The organism is Litchfieldella anticariensis FP35 = DSM 16096 (genome assembly GCF_000409775.1).
Lineage (GTDB): Bacteria > Pseudomonadota > Gammaproteobacteria > Pseudomonadales > Halomonadaceae > Litchfieldella > Litchfieldella anticariensis.
This window is the reverse complement of the sequence record NZ_KE332396.1, coordinates 93,683-119,846: the sequence shown is the minus strand read 5'-3', so window position 1 is coordinate 119,846 and position 26,164 is coordinate 93,683. Positions and strand designations below refer to the sequence as shown.

Annotated in this window: 26 protein-coding genes; 20 read left to right on the top strand and 6 right to left on the bottom strand. The window is 58.7% G+C overall.

Annotated elements, in window-relative coordinates; genetic code table 11:
- Positions 1 to 117 precede the first annotated feature (117 nt).
- Positions 118 to 1,317 (bottom strand): tyrosine--tRNA ligase, encoded by a 1,200-nt coding sequence (gene tyrS / locus L861_RS22965; protein WP_016419065.1) that lies wholly within the window; start codon positions 1,315 to 1,317, stop codon positions 118 to 120.
- Positions 1,318 to 1,432: 115 nt separating this feature from the next.
- On the opposite strand from tyrS, the gene L861_RS22960 reads away from it, so the two are divergent.
- Positions 1,433 to 2,566, top strand: coding sequence for an anhydro-N-acetylmuramic acid kinase (locus tag L861_RS22960; protein ID WP_016419064.1), 1,134 nt, complete (start codon positions 1,433 to 1,435; stop codon positions 2,564 to 2,566).
- Positions 2,567 to 2,653: 87 nt separating this feature from the next.
- Here the strand turns inward: L861_RS22960 and L861_RS22955 are convergent, their stop codons facing one another.
- Positions 2,654 to 3,688, bottom strand: coding sequence for a type IV pilus twitching motility protein PilT (locus L861_RS22955; RefSeq protein WP_016419063.1), 1,035 nt, complete (start codon positions 3,686 to 3,688; stop codon positions 2,654 to 2,656).
- Positions 3,689 to 3,721: 33 nt separating this feature from the next.
- Between L861_RS22955 and L861_RS22950 the strand changes: the two genes are divergently transcribed.
- The 6 genes from L861_RS22950 to L861_RS22925 all read left to right on the top strand — a co-directional run bounded on the left by L861_RS22950 (position 3,722) and on the right by L861_RS22925 (position 8,223).
- Positions 3,722 to 4,420 (top strand): YggS family pyridoxal phosphate-dependent enzyme, encoded by a 699-nt coding sequence (locus L861_RS22950; protein WP_016419062.1) that lies wholly within the window; start codon positions 3,722 to 3,724, stop codon positions 4,418 to 4,420.
- A gap of 63 nt (positions 4,421 to 4,483) precedes the next feature.
- Positions 4,484 to 5,308 (top strand): pyrroline-5-carboxylate reductase, encoded by an 825-nt coding sequence (gene proC, locus L861_RS22945; protein WP_016419061.1) that lies wholly within the window; start codon positions 4,484 to 4,486, stop codon positions 5,306 to 5,308.
- Positions 5,309 to 5,333: 25 nt separating this feature from the next.
- Positions 5,334 to 5,924, top strand: coding sequence for a YggT family protein (locus L861_RS22940; RefSeq protein WP_016419060.1), 591 nt, complete (start codon positions 5,334 to 5,336; stop codon positions 5,922 to 5,924).
- Between the two features lie 54 nt (positions 5,925 to 5,978).
- Entirely contained in the window at positions 5,979 to 7,133 is a 1,155-nt protein-coding gene (gene metX, locus L861_RS22935) for a homoserine O-succinyltransferase MetX (protein ID WP_027947790.1), read from the top strand.
- Positions 7,133 to 7,729: a methionine biosynthesis protein MetW gene (metW, locus tag L861_RS22930; protein ID WP_016419058.1), complete on the top strand. Its 597-nt coding sequence runs from the start codon at positions 7,133 to 7,135 to the stop codon at positions 7,727 to 7,729. The genes metX and metW overlap by 1 nt, the downstream gene beginning before the upstream one ends.
- 38 nt (positions 7,730 to 7,767) lie before the next feature.
- A complete protein-coding gene (locus L861_RS22925; protein ID WP_016419057.1) occupies positions 7,768 to 8,223 on the top strand; it encodes a DUF4426 domain-containing protein in 456 nt (151 codons plus the stop codon).
- Here the strand turns inward: L861_RS22925 and L861_RS22920 are convergent.
- Positions 8,208 to 9,113, bottom strand: coding sequence for a ChaN family lipoprotein (locus L861_RS22920; RefSeq protein ID WP_016419056.1), 906 nt, complete (start codon positions 9,111 to 9,113; stop codon positions 8,208 to 8,210). The genes L861_RS22925 and L861_RS22920 overlap by 16 nt on opposite strands.
- A gap of 58 nt (positions 9,114 to 9,171) precedes the next feature.
- Here L861_RS22920 and L861_RS25350 point away from each other — a divergent pair, with 58 nt between their 5' ends.
- The gene (locus tag L861_RS25350) at positions 9,172 to 9,480 is read left to right on the top strand and encodes a Rieske (2Fe-2S) protein (RefSeq protein ID WP_371827882.1); all 309 of its coding nucleotides are present in this window, start codon (positions 9,172 to 9,174) and stop codon (positions 9,478 to 9,480) included.
- On the opposite strand, the gene sfsA is transcribed toward L861_RS25350, so the two are convergent.
- On the bottom strand, positions 9,439 to 10,197 hold the full coding sequence (sfsA, locus tag L861_RS22910; RefSeq protein ID WP_016419054.1) for a DNA/RNA nuclease SfsA: 759 nt from the start codon (positions 10,195 to 10,197) through the stop codon (positions 9,439 to 9,441). The genes L861_RS25350 and sfsA overlap by 42 nt on opposite strands.
- A gap of 12 nt (positions 10,198 to 10,209) precedes the next feature.
- The gene (locus L861_RS22905) at positions 10,210 to 11,370 is read right to left on the bottom strand and encodes a pyridoxal phosphate-dependent aminotransferase (protein WP_016419053.1); all 1,161 of its coding nucleotides are present in this window, start codon (positions 11,368 to 11,370) and stop codon (positions 10,210 to 10,212) included.
- A 288-nt stretch (positions 11,371 to 11,658) separates the two neighbouring features.
- Between L861_RS22905 and dksA the strand changes: the two genes are divergently transcribed.
- From dksA to L861_RS22850, 12 genes are all read left to right on the top strand, one after another.
- Positions 11,659 to 12,096: an RNA polymerase-binding protein DksA gene (gene dksA / locus L861_RS22900; protein ID WP_016419052.1), complete on the top strand. Its 438-nt coding sequence runs from the start codon at positions 11,659 to 11,661 to the stop codon at positions 12,094 to 12,096.
- Positions 12,097 to 12,189: 93 nt separating this feature from the next.
- Positions 12,190 to 13,068 (top strand): tRNA glutamyl-Q(34) synthetase GluQRS, encoded by an 879-nt coding sequence (gene gluQRS / locus L861_RS22895; RefSeq protein WP_016419051.1) that lies wholly within the window; start codon positions 12,190 to 12,192, stop codon positions 13,066 to 13,068.
- 31 nt (positions 13,069 to 13,099) lie between these two features.
- The gene (locus L861_RS24850; protein WP_016419050.1) at positions 13,100 to 13,276 is read left to right on the top strand and encodes a hypothetical protein; all 177 of its coding nucleotides are present in this window, start codon (positions 13,100 to 13,102) and stop codon (positions 13,274 to 13,276) included.
- Complete coding sequence (locus L861_RS22885; RefSeq protein ID WP_016419049.1) at positions 13,266 to 16,226, top strand: ATP-binding protein; 2,961 nt, start codon at positions 13,266 to 13,268, stop codon at positions 16,224 to 16,226. The genes L861_RS24850 and L861_RS22885 overlap by 11 nt, the downstream gene beginning before the upstream one ends.
- Positions 16,204 to 17,592, top strand: a complete 1,389-nt coding sequence (locus L861_RS22880; RefSeq protein ID WP_016419048.1) for a sigma-54-dependent transcriptional regulator — start codon at positions 16,204 to 16,206, stop codon at positions 17,590 to 17,592. The genes L861_RS22885 and L861_RS22880 overlap by 23 nt, the downstream gene beginning before the upstream one ends.
- 205 nt (positions 17,593 to 17,797) lie before the next feature.
- On the top strand, positions 17,798 to 17,941 hold the full coding sequence (locus L861_RS25150; protein ID WP_236617196.1) for a hypothetical protein: 144 nt from the start codon (positions 17,798 to 17,800) through the stop codon (positions 17,939 to 17,941).
- Positions 17,942 to 18,466: 525 nt separating this feature from the next.
- Complete coding sequence (pcnB, locus tag L861_RS22875; protein WP_016419047.1) at positions 18,467 to 19,870, top strand: polynucleotide adenylyltransferase PcnB; 1,404 nt, start codon at positions 18,467 to 18,469, stop codon at positions 19,868 to 19,870.
- Positions 19,863 to 20,360, top strand: coding sequence for a 2-amino-4-hydroxy-6-hydroxymethyldihydropteridine diphosphokinase (gene folK / locus L861_RS22870; protein ID WP_016419046.1), 498 nt, complete (start codon positions 19,863 to 19,865; stop codon positions 20,358 to 20,360). Before pcnB ends, folK begins: the two co-directional genes overlap by 8 nt.
- Before the next feature lie 153 nt (positions 20,361 to 20,513).
- The gene (gene panB, locus L861_RS22865; protein WP_016419045.1) at positions 20,514 to 21,305 is read left to right on the top strand and encodes a 3-methyl-2-oxobutanoate hydroxymethyltransferase; all 792 of its coding nucleotides are present in this window, start codon (positions 20,514 to 20,516) and stop codon (positions 21,303 to 21,305) included.
- Positions 21,305 to 22,159, top strand: coding sequence for a pantoate--beta-alanine ligase (gene panC / locus L861_RS22860; protein WP_016419044.1), 855 nt, complete (start codon positions 21,305 to 21,307; stop codon positions 22,157 to 22,159). Before panB ends, panC begins: the two co-directional genes overlap by 1 nt.
- Positions 22,160 to 22,192: 33 nt before the next feature.
- A complete protein-coding gene (gene panD, locus L861_RS22855; RefSeq protein WP_016419043.1) occupies positions 22,193 to 22,573 on the top strand; it encodes an aspartate 1-decarboxylase in 381 nt (126 codons plus the stop codon).
- 127 nt (positions 22,574 to 22,700) lie between these two features.
- A complete protein-coding gene (locus L861_RS22850) occupies positions 22,701 to 23,879 on the top strand; it encodes an acetyl-CoA C-acetyltransferase (protein WP_016419042.1) in 1,179 nt (392 codons plus the stop codon).
- Between the two features lie 82 nt (positions 23,880 to 23,961).
- On the opposite strand, the gene pnp is transcribed toward L861_RS22850, so the two are convergent.
- The gene (gene pnp, locus L861_RS22845) at positions 23,962 to 26,091 is read right to left on the bottom strand and encodes a polyribonucleotide nucleotidyltransferase (protein WP_016419041.1); all 2,130 of its coding nucleotides are present in this window, start codon (positions 26,089 to 26,091) and stop codon (positions 23,962 to 23,964) included.
- Positions 26,092 to 26,164: the final 73 nt, after the last annotated feature.

Below are 26,164 nucleotides of genomic sequence, written 5' to 3'. Positions count from 1 at the left end.
CACCGCCAACAACGTGTGCCCGTCGTCAGCAGCGGATGCGTACTCTACGGATTCACCCGGCCCTCTGCAAGTACTTTTGACAAAAAAAGGCGCCAAACGATCCAGGAGGCGCTCACGTCAACTAATAGTCACTCGGGCAAAGCGTTTTTTGCCCGCCTGGATCACGTAGCTCTTGCCGGTTTCCAGCATATGATCACGCTCGATCACTTGACCATCGACCTTGACCCGGCCATTGCCCAGCATGTCCTTGGCCTGGGCACTATTCTTGGTCAGCCCGGAGCGGTTGAGCACGGCGGCAATAGGCGCCATGGCACTACCTTCGAAGTCGACGCTGACTTCCGGCAAATCTTCGGGCAGCTCACCCTCGGCCAACTGATTGCCGGCAGATTTGTGAGCATGGGCCGCAGCCTCCTCACCGTGGTAACGACCGATCAACTCGCGAGCCAGGATCATCTTGATATCGCGTGGGTTGGCGCCTTGCTCGACATCACGCTTGAGCCCCTCGATCTCTTCGTTAGGCTTGAGCGATAACAACTCGAAGTATCGCCACATCAGCCTGTCGGGCATCGAGACCAACTTACTGAACATTGTCCCCGGCGCCTCGTCGACACCGACATAATTACCCAATGACTTGGACATCTTCTGCACGCCATCAAGCCCTTCCAGCAATGGCATGGTAATCACGACCTGGGGCTCCTGACCGAAGTGCTTCTGGATTTCGCGCCCCATCAGCAGGTTGAACTTCTGGTCGGTGCCACCCAACTCGACATCCGCCTTGAGCGCTACCGAGTCATACCCCTGCACCAAGGGATAGAGGAACTCATGTATGGAGATCGACTGCTCCGACTTGTAACGCTTCTCGAAGTCGTCGCGCTCCAGCATGCGAGCCACAGTGCTTTGGCCAGCCAACTCGATCATGTCGGCGGCGCTCATGGAAGAAAACCACTCGGCATTGAAACGCACTTCGGTCTTGTCGGGATCAAGAATCTTGAATACCTGCTCGCGGTAGGTATGGGCATTGGCCCGGACCTCCTCTTCGGTAAGCGGCTTGCGAGTGACGTTCTTACCGGTTGGGTCGCCGATACGGCCGGTGAAGTCGCCAATCAGGAAAATGACCTCATGCCCCAAGTCCTGGAACTGGCGCATCTTAGTCAGCAGTACGCTATGCCCCAAATGCAAGTCCGGCGCGGTAGGATCGAAGCCGGCCTTGATACGCAGTTTGCGGCCGGAAGCGAGCTTCCGCTCCAGCTCGTCTCCCAACAGAATTTCATGGGTGCCGCGCTGTAGCAGGGCCAGCGCGCTCGCGACATCGGTCATCGTCCCCTTATCTCCACTCAAAGCGGTATGCCACCAAACGGATTATCGATTGGGGCAAGATGGTAGCATGTCTTGTGCATAACGGTTGAGCGCTGGCGGCGCGAGGGAGGGGAGTATGTCGTTGTACATAGGTCTGATGTCCGGCACCAGTCTGGACGGCATCGACGCCGCCTTGGTCCGCTGTACGTCAACGCAGCCTCCAAAACTACTTTCAACTCAAGCAGTTAGCTTGCCCGATGAGCTACGCGAACGACTGCTTGCACTGTGCCATGCTGAACGGGTCGAATTCGCCGATCTGGCCAGCGCTGAAGTTAGTTTCTGCCATCTGCAGGCCGAAGCGGTAAGCCGGCTGCTTGAAGCCAGCGGTATCTCGCGAGATGACCTCGTCGCCATTGGCAGTCACGGCCAGACCATCGAGCACGCCCCTTATGGCCATGGCCAAAGTGGCCCCGCTTATACTTATCAGCTCGACAACCCCAGCCTGCTGGCCGAGCTCACGGGATGCCAAGTGGTGGCCGACTTCCGGCGCCGCGACCTGGCAGCCGGCGGCCAAGCTGCTCCGCTAGCCCCAGCCTTCCACAATGCGCTATTCCGACATTCCGACGAATGGCGGCTGGTTCTCAACCTTGGAGGGTTCGCCAACCTGACATTGCTCCCTCCAAGTGACAGCACGGCACAAGTAATTGGGTTCGATACCGGCCCGGCCAACGTACTACTGGATGCCTGGTATAGCCGTCACCGCGGTGGCCGTTTCGATGCTGATGGCAGGTGGGCTGCCTCAGGTCAGGTAGATATGACGCTGCTCGAGTCGCTGATGCGAGAACCGTTCTTCCACCAGCAGCCACCACGCAGCACCGGCCGTGAAGTCTTTCACCTGCCCTGGCTAGAGCGACACCTGAAGGGCAGCGAATTGCCACGTGACGTCCAGGCAACGCTGGCTGAGCTGACCGCGACGAGTGTTGCCATGGGCATAGAAATGGCACGCGAACTCCATGATGCACCTCCCGCCGCGATGCTGATCCCGTGTGGTGGTGGCGCACATAATCCTGACGTATTAGTGCGCTTGGCAAGGCACTTGCCCGAAACCTCCCTGGTGCCCTGCGACGACTGGGGATGGCCTGCCGATTGGTTGGAAGCCGGTGCTTTTGCTTGGCTAGCCTATCGCCGCTTGACAGGTCTGCCGGGTAACTTGCCTTCGGTTACCGGAGCCTCAGGCCCTCGAGTGCTAGGCGGCATCTATGCTCCCTGAATTCGAGAGGCCGAGACCCCACCATGAGAGCCAAAGACAGCAGGCCATACTTACCCGTTGCCGATCCACTACTTGCTCATCAGCATATTAGAAGGCCAACACTCCCTTGGCCTTGGCTTGTGCTTCCTCGCGCGCCACTACACCGTCACTGACCAGCCTTGCCAGCGAGGCATCCAAGGTCTGCATACCCAGACTGCCGCCAGTTTGAATCACCGAATAGAGCTGCGCCACCTTGTCTTCGCGGATCAGATTACGCACCGCCGATGTCGACACCAGAATTTCATGGGCGGCGATACGGCCACCACCCTTGCGTTTGACCAACGCTTGGGAGACCACCCCTTGCAGTGACTCGGAGAGCATCGAACGCACCATGGTCTTCTCGTCACCGGGGAAAACATCGACGATGCGGTCGATGGTCTTGGCAGCTGAGTTCGTGTGCAGAGTGCCGAACACCAGATGGCCGGTTTCGGCGGCGGTCAGCGCCAGCCGAATGGTTTCCAGGTCACGCATCTCGCCCACCAAGATCACGTCCGGGTCTTCACGCAAGGCACTGCGCAACGCTGCAGCAAAGCCATGGGTATCACGATGCACTTCACGCTGATTGACCAGGCATCGCTTGCTGTGATGCACAAACTCCACCGGATCCTCGATGGTGAGGATATGCTCATAACGAGTGTCGTTGATGAAGTCGATCAGGGCTGCCAGAGTGGTGCTCTTGCCTGAGCCGGTCGGGCCAGTCACCAGCACTAGGCCACGCGGCAACGACGCCAGTTGACGGAAGACATCACCAAGCCCCAGTTCGTCCAGGCTCAGTACCTGGGAGGGTATGGTGCGAAATACCGCACCAGCGCCCCGGCCATGGTGGAAGGCGTTGACACGGAAACGCGCGACACCGGGAACCTCGAAGGAGAAGTCGGTCTCAAGGAGTTCCTCATAGTCGTGACGCTGGCGATCGGTCATGATGTCATAGATCAGTTTGCGAACCTCACGATCTTCCATGGCAGGTACATTGAATCGGCAGATGTCACCATCCACCCGAATCATTGGTGGCAATCCTGCCGAAAGATGCAGATCGGAGGCGTTCTGCTTTGCCGAGAATGCCAGCAATTCGGTAATATCCATGCGTTCCCTGCTCCCTGTAAGGTCGACACCAGTATGACAGAGGTTGTACTTTCCGAAACACTCGCTGCTGCCCGAGCCCGTCTGGCCAAGGCCTTGCGCGATGCCGGTCGCGACGAGCAGGCAGCGACATTGCTGGCCGTCAGCAAGACCAAGCCCGCAAGCATGATTCGCGAGGCCTATCGCCATGGTCAGCGGGATTTCGGTGAGAACTATCTGCAAGAGGCGCTCGACAAGCAGGCTGAGCTGGCCGACCTCACAGATATCGTGTGGCATTTCATCGGCCCCTTACAGTCCAACAAGACCCGGGCAGTGGCCGAGCATTTCGATTGGATTCATAGCATCGATCGCGAGAAAATCGCTCGGCGGCTATCGGAACAACGACCTGCACACCTGCCGAAGTTGAACGTCTGTCTACAGGTCAATGTCAGCGGAGAGGCCAGCAAGTCGGGCATTGCGTACGATCAGTTGGACACGTTGGCAGCAGAAGTGGTTGGCATGCCACAACTCGCGTTACGTGGTCTGATGGCGATCCCTGCTCCGGCCGTAACCTTGGTCGAGCAACGTGCGCCGCTAGCTCGTTTACGCCAAGCACTGGAAGCCTTGCAAGCGCGTTACCCCCAAGCACCGCTCGACACCTTATCCATGGGCATGAGCGACGATCTGGAGGCCGCCATCGCCGAAGGGGCCACCCTGGTGCGACTGGGAACCGCCATCTTCGGCACACGCCAGTGAGAGCGAGAGGCGACTTCTGGCACACTTCACCCTTTATCAGCCTATGACGAGAGGACGACATGCATGGCTAGCCAAATCACATTCATCGGGGCCGGCAACATGGCCAGCGCCATTTTCGGCGGCATGATCGAGAGCGGCTATCCACGCGAAGCGATCACCGCCACGTCCCCAAGCGATGAGTTCTTGGCTCCGTTGCGGAGCCGCTATGGCATTCATACCCAAACCGACAACCGTACTGCCGTGGTCAATGCCGACGTGGTGGTATTGGCGGTCAAGCCACAAATCATGCAAAGCGTCTGCGCCGAGCTATGCGAGACCATCCAGGCGCGTAAGCCCCTGATCGTCTCGGTTGCGGCCGGCCTGCCCGCTGAAACACTGGAGCGTTGGTTGGGCGGGGATCTGGCGGTGATCCGATGTATGCCCAACACTCCTGCATTGGTGGGGGCCGGCGCCGCAGGTCTGTTCGCCAACCCACGTGTCACGACCGACCAACGCGAGTTGGCAACCCAATTGATGCAAGCAGTAGGTTTGGCGGAGTGGGTCGATGACGAGACACAGTTGGAAGCGGTAACAGCGATCGCCGGCAGTGCGCCAGCCTATTTCTTCCTGATCTTCGAAGCCCTGGAAGCCGCGGGCACACGCTTGGGGTTACCGGCAGACAGCGCGCGTCGGCTTGCCTTGCAAACCGCCTATGGCGCTGCTTGCATGGCCCAGCATAGTGATCAATCCCCGGATCAACTCAAACGTAATGTGATGTCTCCTGGCGGTACTACAGAACGCGCCATTCAGGTGCTCGAGGATGCCGGTCTACGCCAGACTTTTCTCGATGCCACCGATGCCTGCGCCAAGCGTGCTCGCGAGATGGCCGACGAACTCGGCAAACGTTAGCCCCATTCAGCCACAAGGAGCCCCCATGGGCAGTCAACTGGGAAATGCCGGCCTGCTGCTGGTCAACACACTGATCAACATCTATCTATTCCTGCTCATGCTGCGCTTTTTGCTGCAGGCATCGCGAGCGGATTACTACAATCCCATCAGCCAGTCCGTGGTCAAGATCACCCAGCCCGCGGTCGGTCCCTTCCAGGGGTTTTTACGTCCGATCGGCTCTTTCGATCTGGCCACCTTGGCTGCAGGTTTTCTCATCAAGGCCGTAAGCATCATCGTCATCCTGCAGATCGCCGGCTTTGGTATTCCTCCCATTGTGGGTGCGGCCATTGGGGCGGTGGCGGCGCTGGCCAATGCCATTCTCAAGATCTATTTCTTCGCACTGATCGCCATGATCATCCTGAGCTGGGTAGCACCTCAGGCGAGCCATCCTGCGGCACTGCTGATCTTTCAACTGGTCGAGCCGATCATGGCCCCGGTCCGCAAAGTGATTCCTCCACTTGGCATGATCGATTTATCTCCGATCGTGGTTTTCATCGGCATCAGTATCGTCGATGGCGTGGTGGTTGGCTCTCTGACCCGTGCCGCCGGTGTTTCCGGTGCCTTGGTAGGCTTGTGAAGCGACGCCATGCCAACGACAGGAACTAGAACACCATTGGACAGCGATACCCTGATGCCCGAGCTTCCTAGCGATTCGGTCGGTCTGGTCGCACCGCAGACGGCCCACTTCGACGTTCCCCTGGCCCTAGCCTGTGGCAAGACGTTGCAGTCCTATGATCTGGTCTACGAAACCTATGGCAAGCTCAACGCTAGCCGCAGCAATGCCGTGCTGATCTGCCACGCCCTGTCGGGACATCATCATGCCGCCGGCTACCATAGCCGCGAGGACCGTAAGCCTGGCTGGTGGGACGCTCACATCGGCCCCGGCAAGAGCATTGATACCGATCGATTCTTCGTAATATCGCTCAATAACCTCGGTGGCTGTCACGGCAGTACCGGCCCCTGCGCCATCAACCCCGACACCGGCCGCCAATGGGGGCCGGACTTTCCGATGATGACCGTTGGCGACTGGGTCCACAGTCAGGCCAGGCTAGCAGACAGGTTGGGCATCGAACGCTTTGCCGCAGTGATTGGCGGCAGCCTGGGGGGAATGCAAGTTCTGCAGTGGTCCCTGGCCTATCCGGAGCGCATAGCCAATGCCGTGGTGATCGCCGCCACTCCTAAGTTGTCAGCACAGAACATCGCCTTCAACGAGGTCGCGCGTCAGGCCATCCGCTCCGATCCCGATTTTTACGATGGTTGGTACGCAGAACACGACACGCTACCAAGACGTGGTCTTAAGCTGGCACGCATGGTCGGCCACATCACCTATCTCTCCGAAGATGCCATGGGCAGCAAGTTCGGCCGGGACCTGCGCAGTGACGATCTCAATTTCGGCTATGACGTCGAGTTCCAGGTCGAATCCTACCTACGCTATCAGGGCGACACTTTCTCGACCTCCTTCGATGCCAACACCTACCTGCTGATGACGAAGGCCCTGGACTATTTCGATCCGGCCGCTGCTCACGACGGTGACTTGGCGGCGGCAGTCGCACCAGCGTCCTGCCCTTTCCTGGTGGTGAGCTTCTCCACCGACTGGCGCTTCCCACCTTCGCGGTCGCGAGAGTTGGTCGACGCCCTGATTCGAGCCGGTAAGCCGGTGAGCTATGTCTGCATCGACTCTCCCCACGGTCACGATGCTTTCCTATTACCGGAAACACGCTATCAGGCAATATTCGCTAGTTTCATGGGGCGTGTAGCCCACGACTCCGGTCTGGAGGACAGTTGATGCGAGCCGATCTCGAACTGATTCATGGCTGGATACCGCATGGCGCCCATATCCTCGACCTGGGCTGCGGTGACGGCGCCTTGCTCGATGCTTTGGCCCGTGACAAGAACGTCACCGGCTATGGTCTGGAAATCGACCCCGACGGCATCACCGCCTGTATCGCACGTGGTGTCAATGTCATCGAACAGAACCTCGACCAGGGCCTGGCCAACTTCGACGACGACGCCTGCGACCTGGTGATCATGACCCAGGCCCTCCAGGCGCTACGCCGTCCAGACCGCATGCTCGACGAGATGCTACGCGTGGCGAGTGAATGCATCATCACCTTCCCAAACTTCGCCTACTGGCGCCACCGCGCCTATCTAGGTTTCAAGGGCTACATGCCGGTATCCAAGTCGCTACCTCATGCTTGGTACGATACACCCAATATCCACCTCTCGACCTTCAACGACTTTGAACGCCTATGCCGCGACAAAGGTCTGATCATCAGTGACCGCGCCGTGGGAAACGGCGACCATGAAGGTCACTGGAGTTCTCGGTGGTGGCCCAACTTGTTCGGTGAAACGGCCATCTTCCGTGTCAGTCGCGGCAGATAGTCAGGCCACCGCCAAACGACACGAGGAGGGAGAAAAACATGGCCATAAGAACTACCTTTCTCGCCTGGGGACTTGGCCTGTTGCTGACACTGAGCGCTGATCTGGTATCAGCCCAACAGTTCGAACGAGTCGGCGATTACCAGATTCACTACAGTGCGGTGAACACCAGTTTTCTGACCCCCGAGGTGGCTGCAGCCTATGACATCCAACGCAGCCAGGTGCAGGCACTGCTCAGCATCAGCGTGCGCCAGGAACTCGATGACGGCTCGACCCGTGCAGTCAACGCCACGGTCAATGGCCAAGTCAGCAATCTTGCCGGCCAGATCCAAGAGCTATCGTTCCGCACTGTGCGCGAGGACGAGGCCATCTATCATCTGGCAACGTTCCGCATCCAGGAAGACGAAGCGCTACGCTTCAACCTCGACGTAACCTACGACCGCAACCAGGAGCCAGCCAACATCAGTTTCATGCAACGCTTCTACTTCGACCGCTGACCGCCGGCAAAGCGCTCACGCAGCGCGCCACATACATCGCCACGTTCAACGGTGGGGGTGAACCAAGCCAAGTCGTAGGGCGGAGCATCGTCGACACTTACGGGAAGCGCTGAACGCCAGTCGTTCTGACTTGGAGCGAGTTCGATCAACCCCAGCGATAGTGGCATGCCATCAGAGTGCAGAGCCACGCCAAGATCGCGACGCGCATGCCCACTACCGCAGATCAGGACCGCGGTAGCCGGCAACTCGCCGAGCGCCACTGCCATGGCTTGATCACGCGCCACCTGCGCGGCAAGCAGACCATCCAACATGTGTTCCGGGAGCATGTTGCAGTGCCCTTCTATCAGTGCCTGCCGCTGCGCCGCTATCACCACCTGCGGTAACTCAGGCGCCTGATTGGCAGCCACGAGCTCCTTGATCGTCTGGCGTTCCAGGTTGGCTGCACGAGGCATTACCCCCAATTCCAGCACTCGTCGTAGTGTCGGGCCATAGGCCTGCCAGTCCCATCCTTCGTTCCATTGCAACAAGTTGCGTAAGTCGGCCTCCGACAACGCCAGCAGCTCGGCAGTCGAGTGCCTAGCCAATCGCGCCTGTTGGCTGGGATCGAGCATTTCCATCGCCACACCGCCCAGTTGGTCGTAGTGGGCCAGTCGATTGATCAACCAACGCTCCAAGCGATGGTGTTCCGGGTTGTCATGATGCTCACCAACGATCACGGCTTCCGCTGCAAGCAATCGCTTCATCAGCGCTGTCTCGCTCAACCAGATATCAGCTCGCAGATCGCGTACACGTCCCAGCGGACGTACGGCTTCGATGTCGGCCACGGCAGCGGGTATCATGCCCAGCGCCGCCAGGGCAACGAATCCCTTGAGACACTCGCGTCGCTGCATGGCAGCTCCTTGAACGACATGACATGAGGTTCCTTTGTCCCATCCTATCATTGCCCACGTGTCACAACTCGATGCTACCGGCGACCTCGGCACGACACTGCCTGACGGTCGCACCATCTTCATGGTTCGAGTACATGGCCGGATCAGTGCCTTCGAAAACCGTTGCCCCCATCAAGGAGTCGACTTGGATGGTGGTACCGACACCTTTCTCGAAGGTGGTAGGGAACTGATCCAATGCAGTAGGCACGGGGCTCTTTTCCTCCCAGAGAATGGTGAGTGCGTGTTTGGCCCCTGCCAAGGACGCATGCTCACCTCGCTGCCCATTTCAATCGATGGTGCGGGCAATATTCGCTTGTCGAGTCAGTGATACTGGCAGGTGCCGAGCCAAGCGAATGGCCTGGGGAATACCATTCACACACTCAACCTGGCATCCGTAAGCCAGCACCTCGACGCCACACTCAGCCACAGCACGCAATGTATGGGCATAAGCGGAGTCGAGGTGTGCTGCCGGGGCCACATCAGGGATACCGGTATGTGCCACGCAAAACAGCAGTACCGCCCGCAGCCCCTGATCGGCCAAGGCTGCCAAACTCTCCAAGTGCCTGCGCCCACGTTCGCTCACGGCATCGGGGAAGTAACCATGACCGTCGCTCTCTTTGAGGGTCACTTGCTTGACCTCTACGAAGGCACTGGGAGCGTTGGCCCGGTCGAGGCGAAAATCCAGCCGCCCCCCCGCGACCTTCACTTCACGTCGGAGCTCGGTATAACCATGCAATTCCTCGACCACTCCGTTACGCAGTGCTTCTTCAACGATGGCATTGGCACGCCCGGTCTGCACCGACGCCAAGGCAGCCGTGCCATCGGGCTGGGGAAGTTCGATCAGTTCCCAAGTCCAATCCAGCTTGCGCTTGGGGTTGTCGCTTGGCGACAGCCATACTCGGCAACCCGGCACATTGACCGCTCGCATCGAGCCGGTATTGGGGCAATGCGCTACCACTAGTGAGCCGTCAGCAAGTTCGACATCGGCCAGAAAGCGCTTGTAGCGGCGCCGCAAGAGGCCCGGTACCAAGGCGGGATATTCCATCAGGAGCTCACTCTATTGTCGGGCCAGGAAACGCTCTAGGCGATGCACCGCCTCCTCAAGGCGGTCTACGTCGTTGGTGAAAGCGATGCGCACGTGATACTCGCCACCGCGTACGGCAAAATCGACTCCTGGGGTAATGGCAACGTTTTCCTCTTCCAGCAAGCGTTGGCAGAACGTCTGGCTATCACGGCTGTAGCGTGAGATATCCAACCACACATAGAAGGCTCCTTGAGGGGGCACGGAGGGCGCCAACTCCAGCCGCCCCAGTCCTGCCAACAAGGCATCGCGTCGCCGTTGCAGCTCTCTCCGACGATGTTCGAGTTCCTCTCGGCATTCCGGGGTGAAAGCTGCCAAGGCGGCATGCTGGGACGGTGTCGGTGCGGCCAGGAAGACATTCTGCGCCAGGCGGGTAAGCGGTTCGATAGCGGCCTGCGGCGCTACCAGCCAGCCCAGACGCCAGCCCGTCATGCCGAAGTATTTCGAAAAGCTGTTGACGACGAACGCCTCGGACGTCACCGATGCTGCCGACACCGGATCGATGTCATAAGTCAGTCCTTGATAGATTTCGTCGACCAATAGATGACCGTCTCGCTGCCTTACTTCTTGAGCCACGGCCGCAAGCTGTGCCTTGTCGAGCATGTGCCCGGTAGGATTCGAAGGGGTCGCCAACATCGCCAAACGGGTATCCGCCTGCCAGTGAGTAGCAACGAGAGCGGCATCGAGTTGCCAACCACTCTCTGGCCCCACCGGCACCGTATCCAGCTCGGCGTCCGCCAGGAACATGAAGTGACGGTTACACGGATAAGTGGGATCGGCCATCAGCACCCGGTCACCCCGTTGCACCAGCAGTTGGCTGGCCAACAGCAGTGCTCCGGAAGCCCCAGGGGTCACGATGATACATTCAGGCTCAACCGTGGCATTGAAATGACTAGCGTAATGGTCGGCGATGGCCTCACGCAGGGCAGGGAGCCCCCCTGCTGGCGTATAGCGCGTATGTCCAGCCGCTAGGGCTTGCTGGCCCGCTGCCACCACCGCCTGGGGCGTGGCAAAATCGGGTTCCCCCACTTCCAGGTGAATGATATCGTGTCCAGCGGCTTCGCGTGCTTGAGCTTGTTCCAGCAGGCTCATCACGCGAAAGGGCTCGACATGATCGATTCGCGAACTAAAACGCATTTCCGGCTCCCACTTTATTGCGTGACGAGAGGGCCGATTTGATTACGGCACCCTTGGGGACCTCTGCGGTCAAAGCTGCATTGTACCCGCTTCTTCTACCTTGCTTCAGCCAAAACCCTTATCGTAGCGGTTGCAATGGCGGCGTTTTTTCGCTAAATAAGCAAGGTTTTGGGCGGGTGAGGCCGCGCCCACATCAGATCACGATGAGTCCCTGTATCGAACGATTCGTCAGCGATCGGAAACGGCCGGGCATCGGCCCCAATCACTTGTCAGTAATGAGGCAGCCCCATGCCAGTAGCAGAACAGAAGACGGAAGCGCCTAAAAAATTCACCCCGTACGAGCCGGCGCCGGGTGAAGAATACATGAACGAGAAACAGTTGGAGCACTTCCGGCAGATCCTGCTCGGCTGGAAACAGGAATTGATGGAAGAGGTGGACCGCACGGTCCGCCACTTGCAGGAAGACGCCAACAATTACGCTGACCCAGCGGATCGGGCCACCCAGGAAGAAGGCTTCAGCCTCGAACTGAGAACACGTGACCGTGAGCGCAAGCTGCTCAAGAAGATCAATGAAACCATCGACAAGATCGATGAAGAAGACTATGGCTTCTGCGAAGCTTGCGGTGTCGAGATCGGCATTCGCCGCCTTGAAGCACGTCCCACTGCCACGCTATGTGTCGACTGCAAGACGCTGGCCGAACTCAAGGAAAAGCAGCTCGGCGGATGAGACGAGAATGCGCCACCGCTCTCATAGACTGCGTAACGGGCACCTTGAGGTGCCCGTTAGCATTTGGTCCTTACCGACACCCTCGAATGCGTTATGAGTCACTATTGCGGCCGTTTCGCCCCCACACCGTCAGGCCCTTTGCACTTCGGCTCGCTAGTCGCGGCACTAGGTAGTTTTCTCGATGCCCGGCATGCGGGAGGGCAGTGGCTGTTGCGTATTGAGGATATCGATCCACCACGCTGTCCACCAAGTGCCAGCGACACCATTCTGCGCCAGCTGGAAGCCTTTGGCCTGCATTGGGATGGCCCAATACGCTATCAGCGTGAGCGTGGCGATGCCTATCAACAAGCACTGATACGTTTGTGCGATCTTGGGTTGGTCTACCCTTGCAGCTGCTCGCGTCGACAGTGGCGCGACCATCCTATCTATCCCGGCTGGTGTCGCACAGGCGCTTATGCTATGCACAAACCGCAGGCATGGCGGCTGCGTAGTGACCTGGGGTTACGACCGGCTGTCTGGTGCGATCGCCTCTACGGTGAGCAGACCTTCGACCCGGCGGAACTTGGCGATGTGATTCTCAAGCGTAAAGACGGCCTATGGGCCTATCAACTCGCCGTCGTGGTCGATGATGCCGACCAAGGCGTCAGTGACGTGGTGCGTGGCGCCGATCTACTCGATAACACTCCCTGGCAACGTCAGCTACAGCATGCGCTGGGACTGCCCGGACCACGTTACCTGCATCTGCCCTTGATCATTGGCAGTGATGGCCAGAAGCTATCCAAGCAGAACTTGGCTCCGGCACTGCCATACGACGAGGAACAAGCACGCCCACTACTGCATCGCGCCCTGCTTGCCCTCGACCAGCCAGTGGAAGACGCACAACGGCAAGCCCCCGTCGCCGAACAGCTTGCCATTGCCATAGAACGATGGGATAGCGAGCGGCTACAACCGGTTGCGCAGCGAGACTGTTAAACTCGGAATAATCAAGCACGCAAGGACTCCCATGTACGTCTATCGCATCATGCTGTTCCTGGTATTCGGTGGCTATCTACTGTCGCCGTTGCTGATGAGCGGCTGGTCGAGTCCCGACACGGCCTGGTACCGCCCCTTCGCGATTTGGGGAATACTGATTGCCCTGTCGATCTGGCTAGAGCAAAAGAGGAAGCTGGATGAGCGCTAGCCTAAGTGGCGTCTTCCTCCTCGGTGCCAGCTATCTGGCGCTGCTATTTGCTTGCGCTCTAGCAGTCGAACGAGGCTGGATCCCACTTCGTCTCGTACGCCATCCCGCTGTTTACACTCTGGCACTGGGGGTTTATGCCAGTGCCTGGGCGGTTTACGGTAGCCTCGAGTTGGCCAGTCAGGTCGGCTATGGCTACCTAGCCTATTATCTCGGTGTAGCTGGCGCTTTTCTACTGGCGCCGGTGCTGTTGCTACCGATTCAGCGCATGACACGCACGTATCAACTCTCGTCGCTGGCCGACCTATTCGCATTCCGCTTTCGTTCACGTTGGGTCGGAACTCTGGTGACCCTGGTCAGCAGCCTGGCCGTATTACCGCTGCTGGCACTGCAAGTGCAGACCATGGGCGATGCCATTCATCTGATGACGGGATCCACCTCTCCAGGCTTGCTGGCACTGGCCTTCTGCGCACTAATCGCGCTATTCACGACGCTATTCGGTGCTCGACATACCCGTTTGCACGCACGCCATGACACTCTGTTGGCCACCATCGCCCTAGACTCCTTGATCAAGTTGGCTGCCATGCTCGCCTTGGGTGCCATCGCCCTGTTCGGAATATTCGATGGCCCCACCGATCTGCAAACCTGGCTCGGAGGCCCAGGGCTGGCGCGTCAGGCAGCAGTGGCTCAACTCGACCCCGGACAATGGCGCACCCTGCTGTTACTGTTCTTCGCTGCGGCCTTCCTGATGCCGCACATGTTTCATATGACCTTCGCCGAGACTCTGTCTCGGCGCGCCCTGCTCCAGGCCGGCTGGAGCTTGCCACTATTCCTGTTGCTGATGGCATTGCCAGTGCCACTGATCCTGTGGGGCGCCCAGCGTCTCGGTGCCGACGAAGCAGGGTTGGGCTCCGCCTATCTTGTCTTTGGACTATCCAATGCCTGGTGGGTTGATGCATTGGCCTTCATTGCGGGTCTCGCCGCAGCCACCGGCACTCTGATCATCATCTCGCTGGCACTCTCGGGGATGATCCTCAACCACCTGGTACTGGTAGCGCACCCACCCGCACACCAGCCTGATCTCTATCGTTGGCTACGTTGGCTGCGCCGGGCATTGATAGCGGCGGTCATCTTCAGCGGCTGGCTTTTCTATCGCACTGTCGGTATCCATCATGACCTGGCCACACTGGGATTGGCATCGTTCGTCGGCATGGCACAATGCCTGCCAGGCATGCTCGCCGTGCTCTACTGGCCAGGAGCCAACCGCAAGGGTATGGTCGCTGGTTTGCTGGTGGGCGTGGCAATCTGGCTACTGGGATTATGGCTGCCGCTGCTGACCGGCATTCCCACACTGATATTTCTCCCTCCTGGCCTGGAAGCCCTACAGGGAGAGCCCGTCTGGTACATCGTTGCCCTGGAAGCATTAGCGGCCAACATCCTCACTTTCATTGTGGTCTCCCTGGCAACCCGCACCTCCGAGGGTGAACGTGCCGCCGCCGAGGCGTGCTCGGTGGATGCCGTCATCCGCCCCAAGCGCCTACCCCTGATGGCCAGTAGTGGGGAGGATTTCAAACGTCACTTGTCCGACGCCCTGGGTGAGGACGTCGCCACCCGAGAGGTGGACCGTGCCCTCTCCGCCTTGCACATGTCGCCTCTCGATGGTCGCCCCTATGCTCTGCGCCGCTTGCGTGATCGGATTCAAGCCAATCTCTCGGGCCTGATGGGTCCTTCAGTGGCTCAGGACATCGTCGACCGATTCCTGCCCTATCGGCACGATGGCCAAGCTGCCACCGACGATATCCATTTTGTCGAAAGCCGACTCGAAGCCTATCGTTCCCGACTCACCGGCCTGGCTCGCGAACTCGATGGCCTGCGACGCTACCACCGACGTACCCTCACCCAGTTGCCCGTTGGCTTATGTGCTTTCGGCGACGATGACGAACTACTGATGTGGAACGATGCCTTGGCCGAACTCAGCGGCATCGATGGGGCAAGTGTGATCGGTTCCCGACGTAATAGCCTGCCGGCTCCCTGGGCCGAGCTACTTGGGCGTGCTCTCGCCAACCCGAACAGCCATCTCTACAAGCAACCAGTCGAGTTGAGCAAAGGGCAACGCTATCTCACCTTGCACAAGGCCATATTGAACGAGGGTGAAGAGGAGCGAGGCGGCACCGTGATCCTGGTGGAAGATCACAGCGAGATGAAGTGGCTGGAAGACGAACTGGTGCATGCCGCTCGACTGGCCTCGATTGGCCAATTGGCCGCCGGGGTCGCCCACGAGATCGGCAACCCCATTACCGGTATTTCATCACTGGCCCAGAACCTTCGCTATGACACCGATGACCCCGCACTGCTGGAAACCGCCAACCAGATCCAGCAACTTACGGACCGCGTCTCGCGCATCGTCGGCTCCCTGGTCGGTTTCGCGCATGGCGGTCGCCACGTGCACGGCACGTCCTTCACTGACGTCACCCTACATCATGTCACCGAGGAAGCCCTGCACTTGATCCACTTGGCGCGCTCGGGTCAGGATGTAGTTTATCGTAACCTGTGTCCGCCCGATCTGCTGGTCAAAGGTGATGCCCAGCGCCTGATCCAGGTGTTGGTCAATTTGTTGAGCAATGCCCGCGACGCCAGCCCGGCAGGAGGGGAAGTGGTCATTGCCGCTGAACCGGAAGGCTTGGGCGCCTCACTGACGGTGACCGATGAGGGGCAAGGTATCGACGCCCGGATTCGCGACCATCTTTTCGAGCCTTTCACCACAACCAAGGCCCCAGGAGAGGGCACGGGACTGGGCCTGCCATTGGTCTACAGTATCATTGCCGAACACCACGGGCAGATACATATCGAGTCACCGCCCTCAGGGCGTGAACACGGCACCCGCATTCACTTGTGGTTGCCCACCACCAGAGAGGACGACGAAGACCGCGATGAGCCGGATTCTGATCGTTGAAGACGAAGCCATCATCCGCAGCGCCCTCAAGCGGCTGCTAGAGCGCCATGATTACCAGGTCAGCGAGGCTGGTTCAGTCGCCGAAGCTGAGGCCTTGGACCCTCAGCGTTTCGACCTGGTGATCAGCGACCTGCGCCTGCCCGGCGAGGCTGGCACTGCCCTGATCGAACGTGCTGCCCCCACGCCCGTGTTGATCATGACCAGTTATGCCAGCATGCGCTCGGCAGTGGATGCCTTGAAGCAAGGTGCCGTGGATTACATCGCCAAACCTTTCGACCACGACGAACTGCTCGATACGGTGGCCAAGACGCTTGCACAACACCGCCACGAAGCGCCTAGAGAGGTGTCGGCCACGTCTACGACCATACCCCAGGCCATGATTGGCAACTGTCCTGCCATGCAAGCGGTTTACACCCGCATTCGCAAGACTGCGCCGGCCGACGTCACAGTACTGATCCAAGGGGAATCAGGCACCGGCAAGGAACTTGTCGCACGCGCCATTCACCACCAGAGTCAACGCGCCCGGGCACCATTGATCTGCGTCAACTGTGCCGCCATTCCCGAAACCCTGATCGAGTCCGAACTGTTCGGCCACGAGAAGGGGGCTTTCACCGGCGCCAGTGCTGCCCGTACCGGCCTGGTGGAAGCTGCCGATGGCGGCACTCTATTCCTCGACGAAATCGGTGAATTGCCACTGGATGCTCAGGCACGCTTGCTACGTGTATTGCAGGAAGGAGAGATCCGCAAGATCGGCTCGGTGGAGACACGGCATGTGAACATACGCTTGATCGCTGCCACACATCGCGACCTGCATGCACTTTCGAAGAGTGGGGAATTCCGTCTCGATCTCTATTATCGTCTCAACGTGATGCAGATCGATCTGCCACCGCTGCGCGAGCGCGAGGACGATATTCTCGAGCTAGCCGACGTGTTGCTGGCAAGTGCTTGCCGTCGCCATGCTCGTGAAGGCCTTAAACTGTCACGTTCCGCACGTCGGGAGATTCGCGATTACCCTTGGCCCGGAAACGTCCGTGAGCTGGAGAATGCTCTCGAGCGAGGAGTCATTCTCGCCGAGGGCCATCTGATTCATCCTGACGACTTGGGTCTTAGCCCTCAAGCAGCATTGCGACCGATGACACCCCCCACCCCTCCCCCCCGAAGCGCAGCTGGCGCCCAAGACGACACCATTAGTGAAGAGGACCTCTCACTGGAGGATTACTTCCAGCACTTCGTGCTCGAACACCAAGACCAGATGAGCGAGACAGAGCTGGCCCAGAAATTGGGGATAAGCCGCAAGTGCCTGTGGGAGCGCCGCCAACGACTTGGTATCCCGCGCAAGAAAAGTGCCCGCAGCCGGGCAAGCTGATCACTCTCCCACATACAACACGACCATTGTCTAAGTGCCCGAGGACCAGCTTCTCGGGCATCTTCTTGCAACGAGAAGGAGCTGGGATGCACCAGTTGTTACCATCTCACACAACCAGCGCCCCGGGATGGCGCAGCAGAGGTAACACACAGCAAGTGCATATCGGAAGGAACTCAAGAAGAAAAAAGTAACCATCTGAAAAACAATGACTTTATCAAGCATGGCACGAGGCATGCAGTATCTAGGACAAGAAAAACAACACCCGGACGCCGAAGGCCACCTCCAACAACAACAAGGTGATACCACGGCGCTGACCCGGCACTTCAATAACAACAATGCTGCCGGGTGATCACCATGGGTAATGCATGGCGGTGCCAACAATAACAACACCGCGCGACCCAGCTTTGACGACAACAAGAACAATATGGTCGAAGATCCGGAAATGATTCAGGACGCGACGCATCCCGAACGGGCAACAACAAGAACAAGCTCGACAGCGATGCAACCTCGGCAACAAGAACAACAGGCCGAGGGGAGGTAGAATCCCTACCGTCGTGGTTGGATTATTGTTTTGAATACGAGACGGTCGCCGTCGGGAGATCGACAACAACAAGAATGCTGTTTGCCTGATGCTTCTTGGTGACTGTGGTGCGTATTCAAGGCGATGCGCCATCACGAAGAAAAATCAACAGCACGGACGCTAAGCGAGTGCTTGCAGGGGAGGCCATCGAGCCTCCCCTTTCTGCTTTTTGATAACCCCTCACCCTCGACACAGACAATAGGGAAGGTATGCCTCCTGCGACACAATGGTTCCCAAGGTGTCGGCAGTCGGCTACACTTGAAGTTTTATGACATAGCGAGTCGATATCGCTGCATGTTCAAAGGATTTGCACGCTTTCTCCAACGCCCCGGTGAACGATTGAAGACATTTCTCGGCAGCCAGGACGGCTCCAGTGACGGACCCGGCCTTCGAATCATTCCCCGCGAGGAGCACCCCGTTTCACGCAAGTTATTCAGTGAAGCGGCCCTGAAGGTACTTTACCGTCTGCACAATGCTGGCTTCGAGGCCTATCTGGTCGGCGGCTGTATTCGCGATTCATTGCTCGGTAAGGTGCCCAAGGACTTCGATGTCGCCACCAACGCCACCCCCGGGCAACTACAGGACCTGTTCCGCAACTCGCGCATCATTGGCCGTCGATTTCGCATCGTTCACGTACGTTTCGGTCGTGAAGTCATCGAGGTCACGACGTTCCGCGGTAAGCCCAATGACGACCACGGCGAGCACCTGGCCCACAGGTCCGAAGATGGCCTACTACTGCGCGACAACGTCTGGGGTAACATCGAGGAAGATGCACTGCGTCGTGACTTCACTGTCAATGCGCTCTACTACAATATCGCGGATTTCTCGATCCATGACTGGGCCAATGGCGTGCGCGACATCGAGTCACGTACCCTACGCCTGATCGGCGACCCTGAAACGCGCTATCGCGAAGATCCGGTGCGTATGCTGCGTGCTATCCGCTTCGCCACCAAGCTTGACTTCCGCCTCGCTGACGCGACTGAAGCCCCGATCCGCGAGTTGGCTCCATTGCTGCTGCGGATCCCTCCAGCACGTCTGTTCGATGAAATACTCAAGCTGTTCCTGGCTGGCCACGCTGTCGATACTTTTCATGCTCTGCGTACCTACGGCCTGTTTGAGATGTTGTTTCCCGAAGCCGAAGAGGCCATGGCAGAGTTACCCTGGGCCGAATCCCTGATCGAACGCGCCCTGGCTAATACCGATACGCGCATTCGTGAGGAGCGGCCAGTGACACCGGCCTTTTTGTTCGCCGCTCTGTTGTGGCCCGGTGTGACTCGGCGCATGGAAGCCATCCAGGCCGAAGGCATGCCGCCCATCCCCGCCTTGCAGGCCGCCTCGCAACAAGCCGTATCTCGTCAATTGCAGCATATCTCGATCCCCAAGCGTTTCAGCATGCCGATGCGTGACATCTGGGACTTGCAGCAACGTTTGCCCAAGCGCCGCGGCAAACGGGCCATCCAGACACGCGAGCATCCACGCTTCCGGGCCGCCTACGATTTCCTTCTACTGCGCGAGGAAGCCGGTGAGATCGAACCAGGACTTGGTCAATGGTGGACAGCCTTCCAGAATGCCGACGATCATGAGCAACACCGCATGCTGAGCAAACTTGGCGACGATCAAGCAAGCAATGGAAGCCGCAAACGCCGCCCACGCAAACGCCGTCGCCGGGCACCTTCCTCACTTGGGCATCATGACTGACCCACACGATCATCGCGTCTATATCGGCTTAGGTAGCAACCTCGAGTCACCTCGCAATCAGATCAACCGCGCCTTGGTCGAGCTGGAACACTTGCCGCTAAGCCATCTGGTCGCCCATTCACGTCTCTATGCCAGCCGGCCAGTGGGTCCTCAGGACCAGCCTGACTTCATCAATGCTGTCGCTGCCCTCGATACCCGACTATCTCCGCTTGCACTGCTCGATCAGCTTCAAGCCTTGGAGCAACGTCATGGTCGCCAACGCAAGCGCCACTGGGGGCCCCGCACGCTGGATCTCGACCTGCTACTCTACGACAATGCTCGAATCGAACTGCCCCGCCTGCGAGTCCCCCATCCGCAAATGAGCACCCGCGGCTTTGTCCTGATACCGTTGGCAGAACTGGCACCGACGTTGCGTCTACCCGATGGGCGTGACATCGCCAGCCTAGCGGGAGACCATGCACAAGATGACTTGCGAGTGTTGTTACCCTAAAGGTAGAGTTGTCCGAATTTTGTTACCGATCCACACTTCCCTGGATTAGAGGTAACAACCTGCGTAACAGTTCGAGTCCTAACGCGCCAGCCTGATGGCCACGGAATCCATCCAGCATGGCCGTCTGCACAAGAACGATGAGATCGAGCGCCTATGAAAACGGTTACCTTGAGTACACTGCAAGCCTACAAGCAAGCTGGTGAATCCTTCAGTTGTTTGACTGCCTATGATGCCACCTTTGCTCGCACGGCCAGTGACGCGGGCATTGAAGTACTTCTGGTCGGTGATTCCCTGGGGATGGTACTTCAGGGCCATCACAGCACCCTTCCCGTCACTCTCGCTGACGTCTGTTACCACACCCGCTGTGTGGCGCGGGGCAAGGGAAACAGTCTGTTGATGGTCGATCTGCCGTTCATGAGCAATGCAAGCCTGGAACGGCTGTTGCTGGATGCTGGTGAGTTGATGCGTGCTGGCGCCGAGTTGATCAAGGTCGAAGGTGAAGCCTGGATGGCTGACGACATCCGCGAACTAACTCGCCGTGGGGTACCAGTGTGCGTTCATCTTGGTTTGACACCCCAGACGGTCTATCAACTCGGCGGCTACAAGGTACAAGGCCGCGAGACCGAACGAGCCGAACAGATCATTGCCGATGCCTGTACCCTGGTCGACGCTGGTGCCTCGTTGGTCCTGCTCGAATGCGTACCTGCCGACCTGGGCCGCGCCGTGAGCGAAGCGGTGTCGGTCCCGGTGATCGGTATCGGTGCGGGACCGGATGTAGATGGCCAGATTCTGGTGATGCACGATGTGCTCGGCGTCACCCACGGCCGCACACCGCGCTTCGTCAAAAACTTCCTGGCTGAGACTGACGACATAGCGGGGGCATTCCGCCGCTACCACGAGGACGTCAAGGCCCGGCGCTTCCCCGCCGAGGAGCATTGTTTCTGATGCGTACGATCCACGCCATTGCTGACCTTCGACAGGCCTTGGGCGATGCCCGGCGACAGGGGCATCGCATCGCTTTGGTGCCGACCATGGGCAACCTGCATGCCGGCCACTTGGCCTTGATCGAGTCGGCCCGGGCCCGAGCGGATCTGGTAGTGGCCACTATCTTCGTCAATCCGCTTCAGTTCGGACCGAATGAAGACCTCGACAAATATCCACGCACCTTGGCCGAGGATCAAGCCGGGCTAGAAGCGGCTGGATGCGACCTGTTGTTCGCACCAGATACCGCCACCTTGTATCCTCGCGGGTTCGAGTCCCAGACTCGTATCAGCGTTCGTGGTGTAAGCGAGGGGTTATGCGGCGGTAGCCGGCCCGGCCACTTCGACGGTGTAGCCACCATCGTCGCCATGCTGTTCAACCTGGTGCAGCCGGACGTAGCCTGCTTTGGCGAAAAGGATTACCAGCAGTTGGCGGTGATTCGCCAACTGGTAGCCGACCTGCATTTCCCCATCGAGATTGTCGGCGTACCCATTGTGCGCGCTGAGGATGGCCTGGCGCTGTCCTCGCGCAATGGCTATCTGAGTGCCGAGGAGCGCGCCAAGGCCCCAGGCCTGTATCGCACCTTGTGCGAGGTACGGGACGCCTTGCAAGCCGGCCAACCCGCCCAACAGGCCATCGACGACGGCCTATCACGGCTTGCCGAGCGTGGCTTCGACCCAGACTACCTCGAAGTCCGCCACCCCCTTAATCTGCGACCACTCGACGAGAAGAACGATACCGATGCAGTGATTCTCGTGGCAGCCCGTCTAGGGCCAGCACGCCTGATCGACAACCTGACTGTTAGTTTGCCGCGCTAACGCGGCGAAGAAGATAAGGAAGAGCCAAACGCCATGTACACCATCATGCTCAAGGCCAAGCTACATATGGCCCGTGTCACACATGCCGTCCTCAACTACGAAGGTTCCTGCGCCATCGACGGCGAACTTCTCGACCTGGCGGGAATCCGCGAGAACGAACAGATTCAAATCTACAACGTCGAGAATGGTCAACGATTCACCACCTATGCCATTCGTGGTGAAGAAGGCTCCAGAATCATTTCGGTCAATGGCGCCGCTGCCCATCTGGCCAGCGCCGGTGATCGCGTCATCATTTGCAGTTACGCTCACTACAGTGAAGCCGAACTGGACGACCATCAGCCGGCACTGGTCTACCTGCAGGAAGGGAATGCGATCAGCCACACCAGTCATGCGATTCCCGTCCAGTTCGCCTAACGGTTTCCGAAAGCGGCAATGGATTGAGAATAGGCCGAATTGCCAAGACTTTGTCAGTTGGCATTGCCGCGGTGCACAAGGCTCACCTATGCTAGGAAGTCCATAGTCCAGTATCGAGGAGTCTCTTATGCAAGACGTGGTGATTGTCGCGGCTCGCCGTACCGCTATCGGTACCTTCGGAGGGTCGCTCTCCGGTATTCCCGCCAGTGACTTGGGTGCTCTCGTCATCAAGGACATCCTCGAGCAAACCGGTGTCGCCAGTGATCAGATCGATGAGGTGCTGCTTGGCCAAGTACTGACCGCCGGTGTCGGACAGAACCCAGCTCGCCAGGCAGCCATCAAGGCCGGCCTACCGGACGCCGTACCGGCCATGACCATCAACAAGGTCTGTGGCTCAGGGCTGAAAGCCTTGCATCTGGCCACCCAAGCGATCCGTTGTGGCGATGCCGAGCTGATCCTGGCTGGAGGTCAGGAGAACATGTCGTTGGCCCCCCATGTGTTGCCCAACTCACGCACCGGCCAGCGAATGGGAGACTGGAAGGCGCTCGATTCCATGGTTCATGACGGCCTATGGGATGCTTTCAACGACTATCACATGGGAATCACCGCCGAGAACCTGGCCGCGAAGTACGGTATTACCCGTGAAGAGATGGATGAGTTTGCTGCCGCCTCGCAGCAGAAGGCCAGCGCCGCCATCGAAGGTGGTAAGTTCAAGGGCCAGATCGTGCCGGTAGAAATCCCGCAACGCAAGGGAGCCCCCCTCGTCTTCGATACGGATGAAGGTCCGCGCGCCGGTACCACCGCCGAGAAACTGGCCGGCATGAGAGCGGCCTTCAAGAAAGATGGCACCATTACTGCCGGCAACGCCTCCACGATCAACGACGGTGCCGCCATCACCATGCTCTGCTCCGCCGAGAAAGCCAAGTCACTGGGACTGACACCTCTGGCCTATATCAAGGCCTACGCCAACGCTGGCGTCGATCCTTCTATCATGGGCATCGGCCCTGCCCCGGCGACTCGCCGCTGCTTGGAGCGTGCCGGTTGGAGCTTCGACGATCTGGAACTGATCGAAGCCAACGAAGCCTTTGCTGCACAGGCGCTTGCGGTGAACAAGGAACTCGGTTGGGACACCAGCAAGATCAACGTCAATGGTGGTGCCATCGCCTTGGGTCACCCCATCGGTGCTTCCGGCTGCCGTGTGTTGGTAACCCTACTGCACGAAATGATCGCCCGTGATGCCAAAAAAGGCCTGGCCACCCTATGTATTGGTGGCGGTCAAGGTGTGGCACTGGCTATCGAACGCTAACCCTTACGCCAGCTATATCCCGCATAGAAAAATGCCCGCGACACTGTCGCGGGCATTTTCGTTCCACCAACAAGATCGAGCGTTATTCGACCGTCACCTCGGAAGCCTCGAACTCGGCCTTCTCTTCCGGTGTGATTTCCTTGATCGAGAGCTTGACGCGGTTACGGTTGTCGATATCGAGCACCTTGACGATCACCTCATCACCCTCATTAAGGTAATCGCGTACGTCGTTGACCCGTTCGGGCACAATCTGCGAGATGTGCACCAGACCATCGGTGCCCGGCATGATGTTGACGAAGGCACCAAAGTCAGCAATACGCACCACCTTACCCTTGTACAGCTTACCTATCTCGGCCTCTGCAGTAATCGACAGTACGGTATCGATAGCCTTCTTGGCCGAAGCTTTATCCTCAGCGTATATGCGCACGGTACCGTCGTCGTCGAGATCGATGGAAGCGCCAGTGTCCTCGCAGATCTTGCGAATGGTAGCACCGCCCTTGCCGATCACGTCGCGGATCTTCTCCGGGTCGATCTTGATGGTAGCCATGGAGGGCGCGTTCTCGGAGAGCTCGCTACGGCTCTGGCTAATCACCTGGTTCATCTCAGTGAGGATATGCAGGCGAGCCTCGTGAGCCTGCTGCAGGGCAGTCTCCATGATCTCCTCGTTGATCCCCTCGATCTTGATGTCCATCTGTAAGGCGGTCACACCTGCTGCAGAACCGGCCACCTTGAAGTCCATGTCGCCCAAATGATCCTCGTCGCCAAGGATATCGGTCAGCACGGCGAATTTTTCATCGTCCTTGACCAACCCCATAGCGATACCGGCCACAGGAGCCTTGAGCGGTACCCCGGCATCCATCAAAGCAAGAGAGGTGCCACAGACCGAAGCCATCGAGCTGGAGCCGTTGGACTCGGTGATCTCTGATACCACGCGAATGGTGTAGGGGAAATCATCTTCTTCCGGCAACATGGCCTGCACACCGCGACGCGCCAAACGTCCATGACCGATCTCACGACGCTTGGGGCCACCCATGAAGCCAGCTTCACCGACGCAATACGGTGGGAAGTTGTAGTGCAGCAGGAAGCGATCCTTGCGCTCACCCTCCAAGGACTCAATCAACTGCGCATCACGCAGCGTGCCTAGGGTGGCGATGACCATCGCCTGAGTTTCACCACGGGTGAACAGTGCTGAACCGTGGGTCTTGGGCAACAGGCCAACGCTGATATCCAGCGGACGCACGGTCTTGTGGTCACGACCGTCGATACGCGGTTCGCCATTGATGACACGGGAACGCACCACCCGCTTCTCCAGGCTAGCGAAAGCACCGGCCACTTCTTCAGCTTCGAACTGACCCTCGCCCTCACCAGCAAGCTGCGCGATAGCGTCTTGCTTGAGCGCAGTCAGGGCGTCCTGTCGGGCCATCTTGTCAGTGATGCGATAGGCATCGCCAACTTTGGCTTCGAAGCCAGTCTTGATGGCATTCTTGAGCTCAGTATTCTCGGCGGGCGGTTGCCAGTCCCACTTGGGCTTACTGGCTTCCGACACCAGCTCATTGATCGCCTTGATAGCGACCTGCATCTCCTGGTGCGCGTAAAGCACCGCGCCCAGCATCTCGTCTTCCGAGAGTTCCTTGGCCTCGGATTCAACCATCAACACAGCCTTCTCGGTGCCAGCGACGACCATGTCCAATTCAGAGCCGGTGAGTTCTTCGACGCTAGGATTGAGGAAATACCCCTTATCTTCATGGAAGCCGACACGAGCGGCACCGATGGGCCCATTGAACGGCAGCCCAGAGATAGCCAATGCTGCCGAGGTGCCGAGCATTGCGGCGATGTCCGGATCCTGATTACGATCGGCAGACAAGACGGTACAGATGACCTGGACCTCATTCATGAAGCCCTTGGGAAATAGGGGACGGATCGGGCGATCGATCAGCCGCGACGTCAGGGTTTCCTTTTCCGTGGGACGCCCTTCGCGCTTGAAGAAGCCACCGGGAATCTTACCTACCGAGTAGGTCTTTTCCTGATAATGTACGGACAACGGGAAGAAGTCTTGGCCCGGCTTGAGCTCCTTCTTGCCGACCACGGTGCAAAGCACCACGGTGTCATCCATGGTTACCTGAACGGCGCCGGTGGCTTGACGAGCGACACGGCCCGTTTCGAGAGTGACGGCACTACGACCGTACTGGAATGTTTTCTTGACCGGATTCACGGTGGACATCCTTTACCTTGTCGATTTCATGTATGGGTCGTTTTGACTCGGCGACCATTTTAGGAGTTCGCCG

What these genes read in the sequence shown, in the direction of transcription:
- tyrS (WP_016419065.1), bottom strand. Translation starts at nt 1,317, where the DNA reads ATGACCGATGTCGCGAGCGCGCTGGCCCTGCTACAGCGCGGCACCCAT.
- L861_RS22960 (WP_016419064.1), top strand. Translation starts at nt 1,433, where the DNA reads ATGTCGTTGTACATAGGTCTGATGTCCGGCACCAGTCTGGACGGCATC.
- L861_RS22955 (WP_016419063.1), bottom strand. Translation starts at nt 3,688, where the DNA reads ATGGATATTACCGAATTGCTGGCATTCTCGGCAAAGCAGAACGCCTCC.
- L861_RS22950 (WP_016419062.1), top strand. Translation starts at nt 3,722, where the DNA reads ATGACAGAGGTTGTACTTTCCGAAACACTCGCTGCTGCCCGAGCCCGT.
- proC (WP_016419061.1), top strand. Translation starts at nt 4,484, where the DNA reads ATGGCTAGCCAAATCACATTCATCGGGGCCGGCAACATGGCCAGCGCC.
- L861_RS22940 (WP_016419060.1), top strand. Translation starts at nt 5,334, where the DNA reads ATGGGCAGTCAACTGGGAAATGCCGGCCTGCTGCTGGTCAACACACTG.
- metX (WP_027947790.1), top strand. Translation starts at nt 5,979, where the DNA reads ATGCCCGAGCTTCCTAGCGATTCGGTCGGTCTGGTCGCACCGCAGACG.
- metW (WP_016419058.1), top strand. Translation starts at nt 7,133, where the DNA reads ATGCGAGCCGATCTCGAACTGATTCATGGCTGGATACCGCATGGCGCC.
- L861_RS22925 (WP_016419057.1), top strand. Translation starts at nt 7,768, where the DNA reads ATGGCCATAAGAACTACCTTTCTCGCCTGGGGACTTGGCCTGTTGCTG.
- L861_RS22920 (WP_016419056.1), bottom strand. Translation starts at nt 9,113, where the DNA reads ATGCAGCGACGCGAGTGTCTCAAGGGATTCGTTGCCCTGGCGGCGCTG.
- sfsA (WP_016419054.1), bottom strand. Translation starts at nt 10,197, where the DNA reads ATGGAATATCCCGCCTTGGTACCGGGCCTCTTGCGGCGCCGCTACAAG.
- L861_RS22905 (WP_016419053.1), bottom strand. Translation starts at nt 11,370, where the DNA reads ATGCGTTTTAGTTCGCGAATCGATCATGTCGAGCCCTTTCGCGTGATG.
- dksA (WP_016419052.1), top strand. Translation starts at nt 11,659, where the DNA reads ATGCCAGTAGCAGAACAGAAGACGGAAGCGCCTAAAAAATTCACCCCG.
- gluQRS (WP_016419051.1), top strand. Translation starts at nt 12,190, where the DNA reads ATGAGTCACTATTGCGGCCGTTTCGCCCCCACACCGTCAGGCCCTTTG.
- L861_RS24850 (WP_016419050.1), top strand. Translation starts at nt 13,100, where the DNA reads ATGTACGTCTATCGCATCATGCTGTTCCTGGTATTCGGTGGCTATCTA.
- L861_RS22885 (WP_016419049.1), top strand. Translation starts at nt 13,266, where the DNA reads ATGAGCGCTAGCCTAAGTGGCGTCTTCCTCCTCGGTGCCAGCTATCTG.
- L861_RS22880 (WP_016419048.1), top strand. Translation starts at nt 16,204, where the DNA reads ATGAGCCGGATTCTGATCGTTGAAGACGAAGCCATCATCCGCAGCGCC.
- L861_RS25150 (WP_236617196.1), top strand. Translation starts at nt 17,798, where the DNA reads ATGACTTTATCAAGCATGGCACGAGGCATGCAGTATCTAGGACAAGAA.
- pcnB (WP_016419047.1), top strand. Translation starts at nt 18,467, where the DNA reads ATGTTCAAAGGATTTGCACGCTTTCTCCAACGCCCCGGTGAACGATTG.
- folK (WP_016419046.1), top strand. Translation starts at nt 19,863, where the DNA reads ATGACTGACCCACACGATCATCGCGTCTATATCGGCTTAGGTAGCAAC.
- panB (WP_016419045.1), top strand. Translation starts at nt 20,514, where the DNA reads ATGAAAACGGTTACCTTGAGTACACTGCAAGCCTACAAGCAAGCTGGT.
- panC (WP_016419044.1), top strand. Translation starts at nt 21,305, where the DNA reads ATGCGTACGATCCACGCCATTGCTGACCTTCGACAGGCCTTGGGCGAT.
- panD (WP_016419043.1), top strand. Translation starts at nt 22,193, where the DNA reads ATGTACACCATCATGCTCAAGGCCAAGCTACATATGGCCCGTGTCACA.
- L861_RS22850 (WP_016419042.1), top strand. Translation starts at nt 22,701, where the DNA reads ATGCAAGACGTGGTGATTGTCGCGGCTCGCCGTACCGCTATCGGTACC.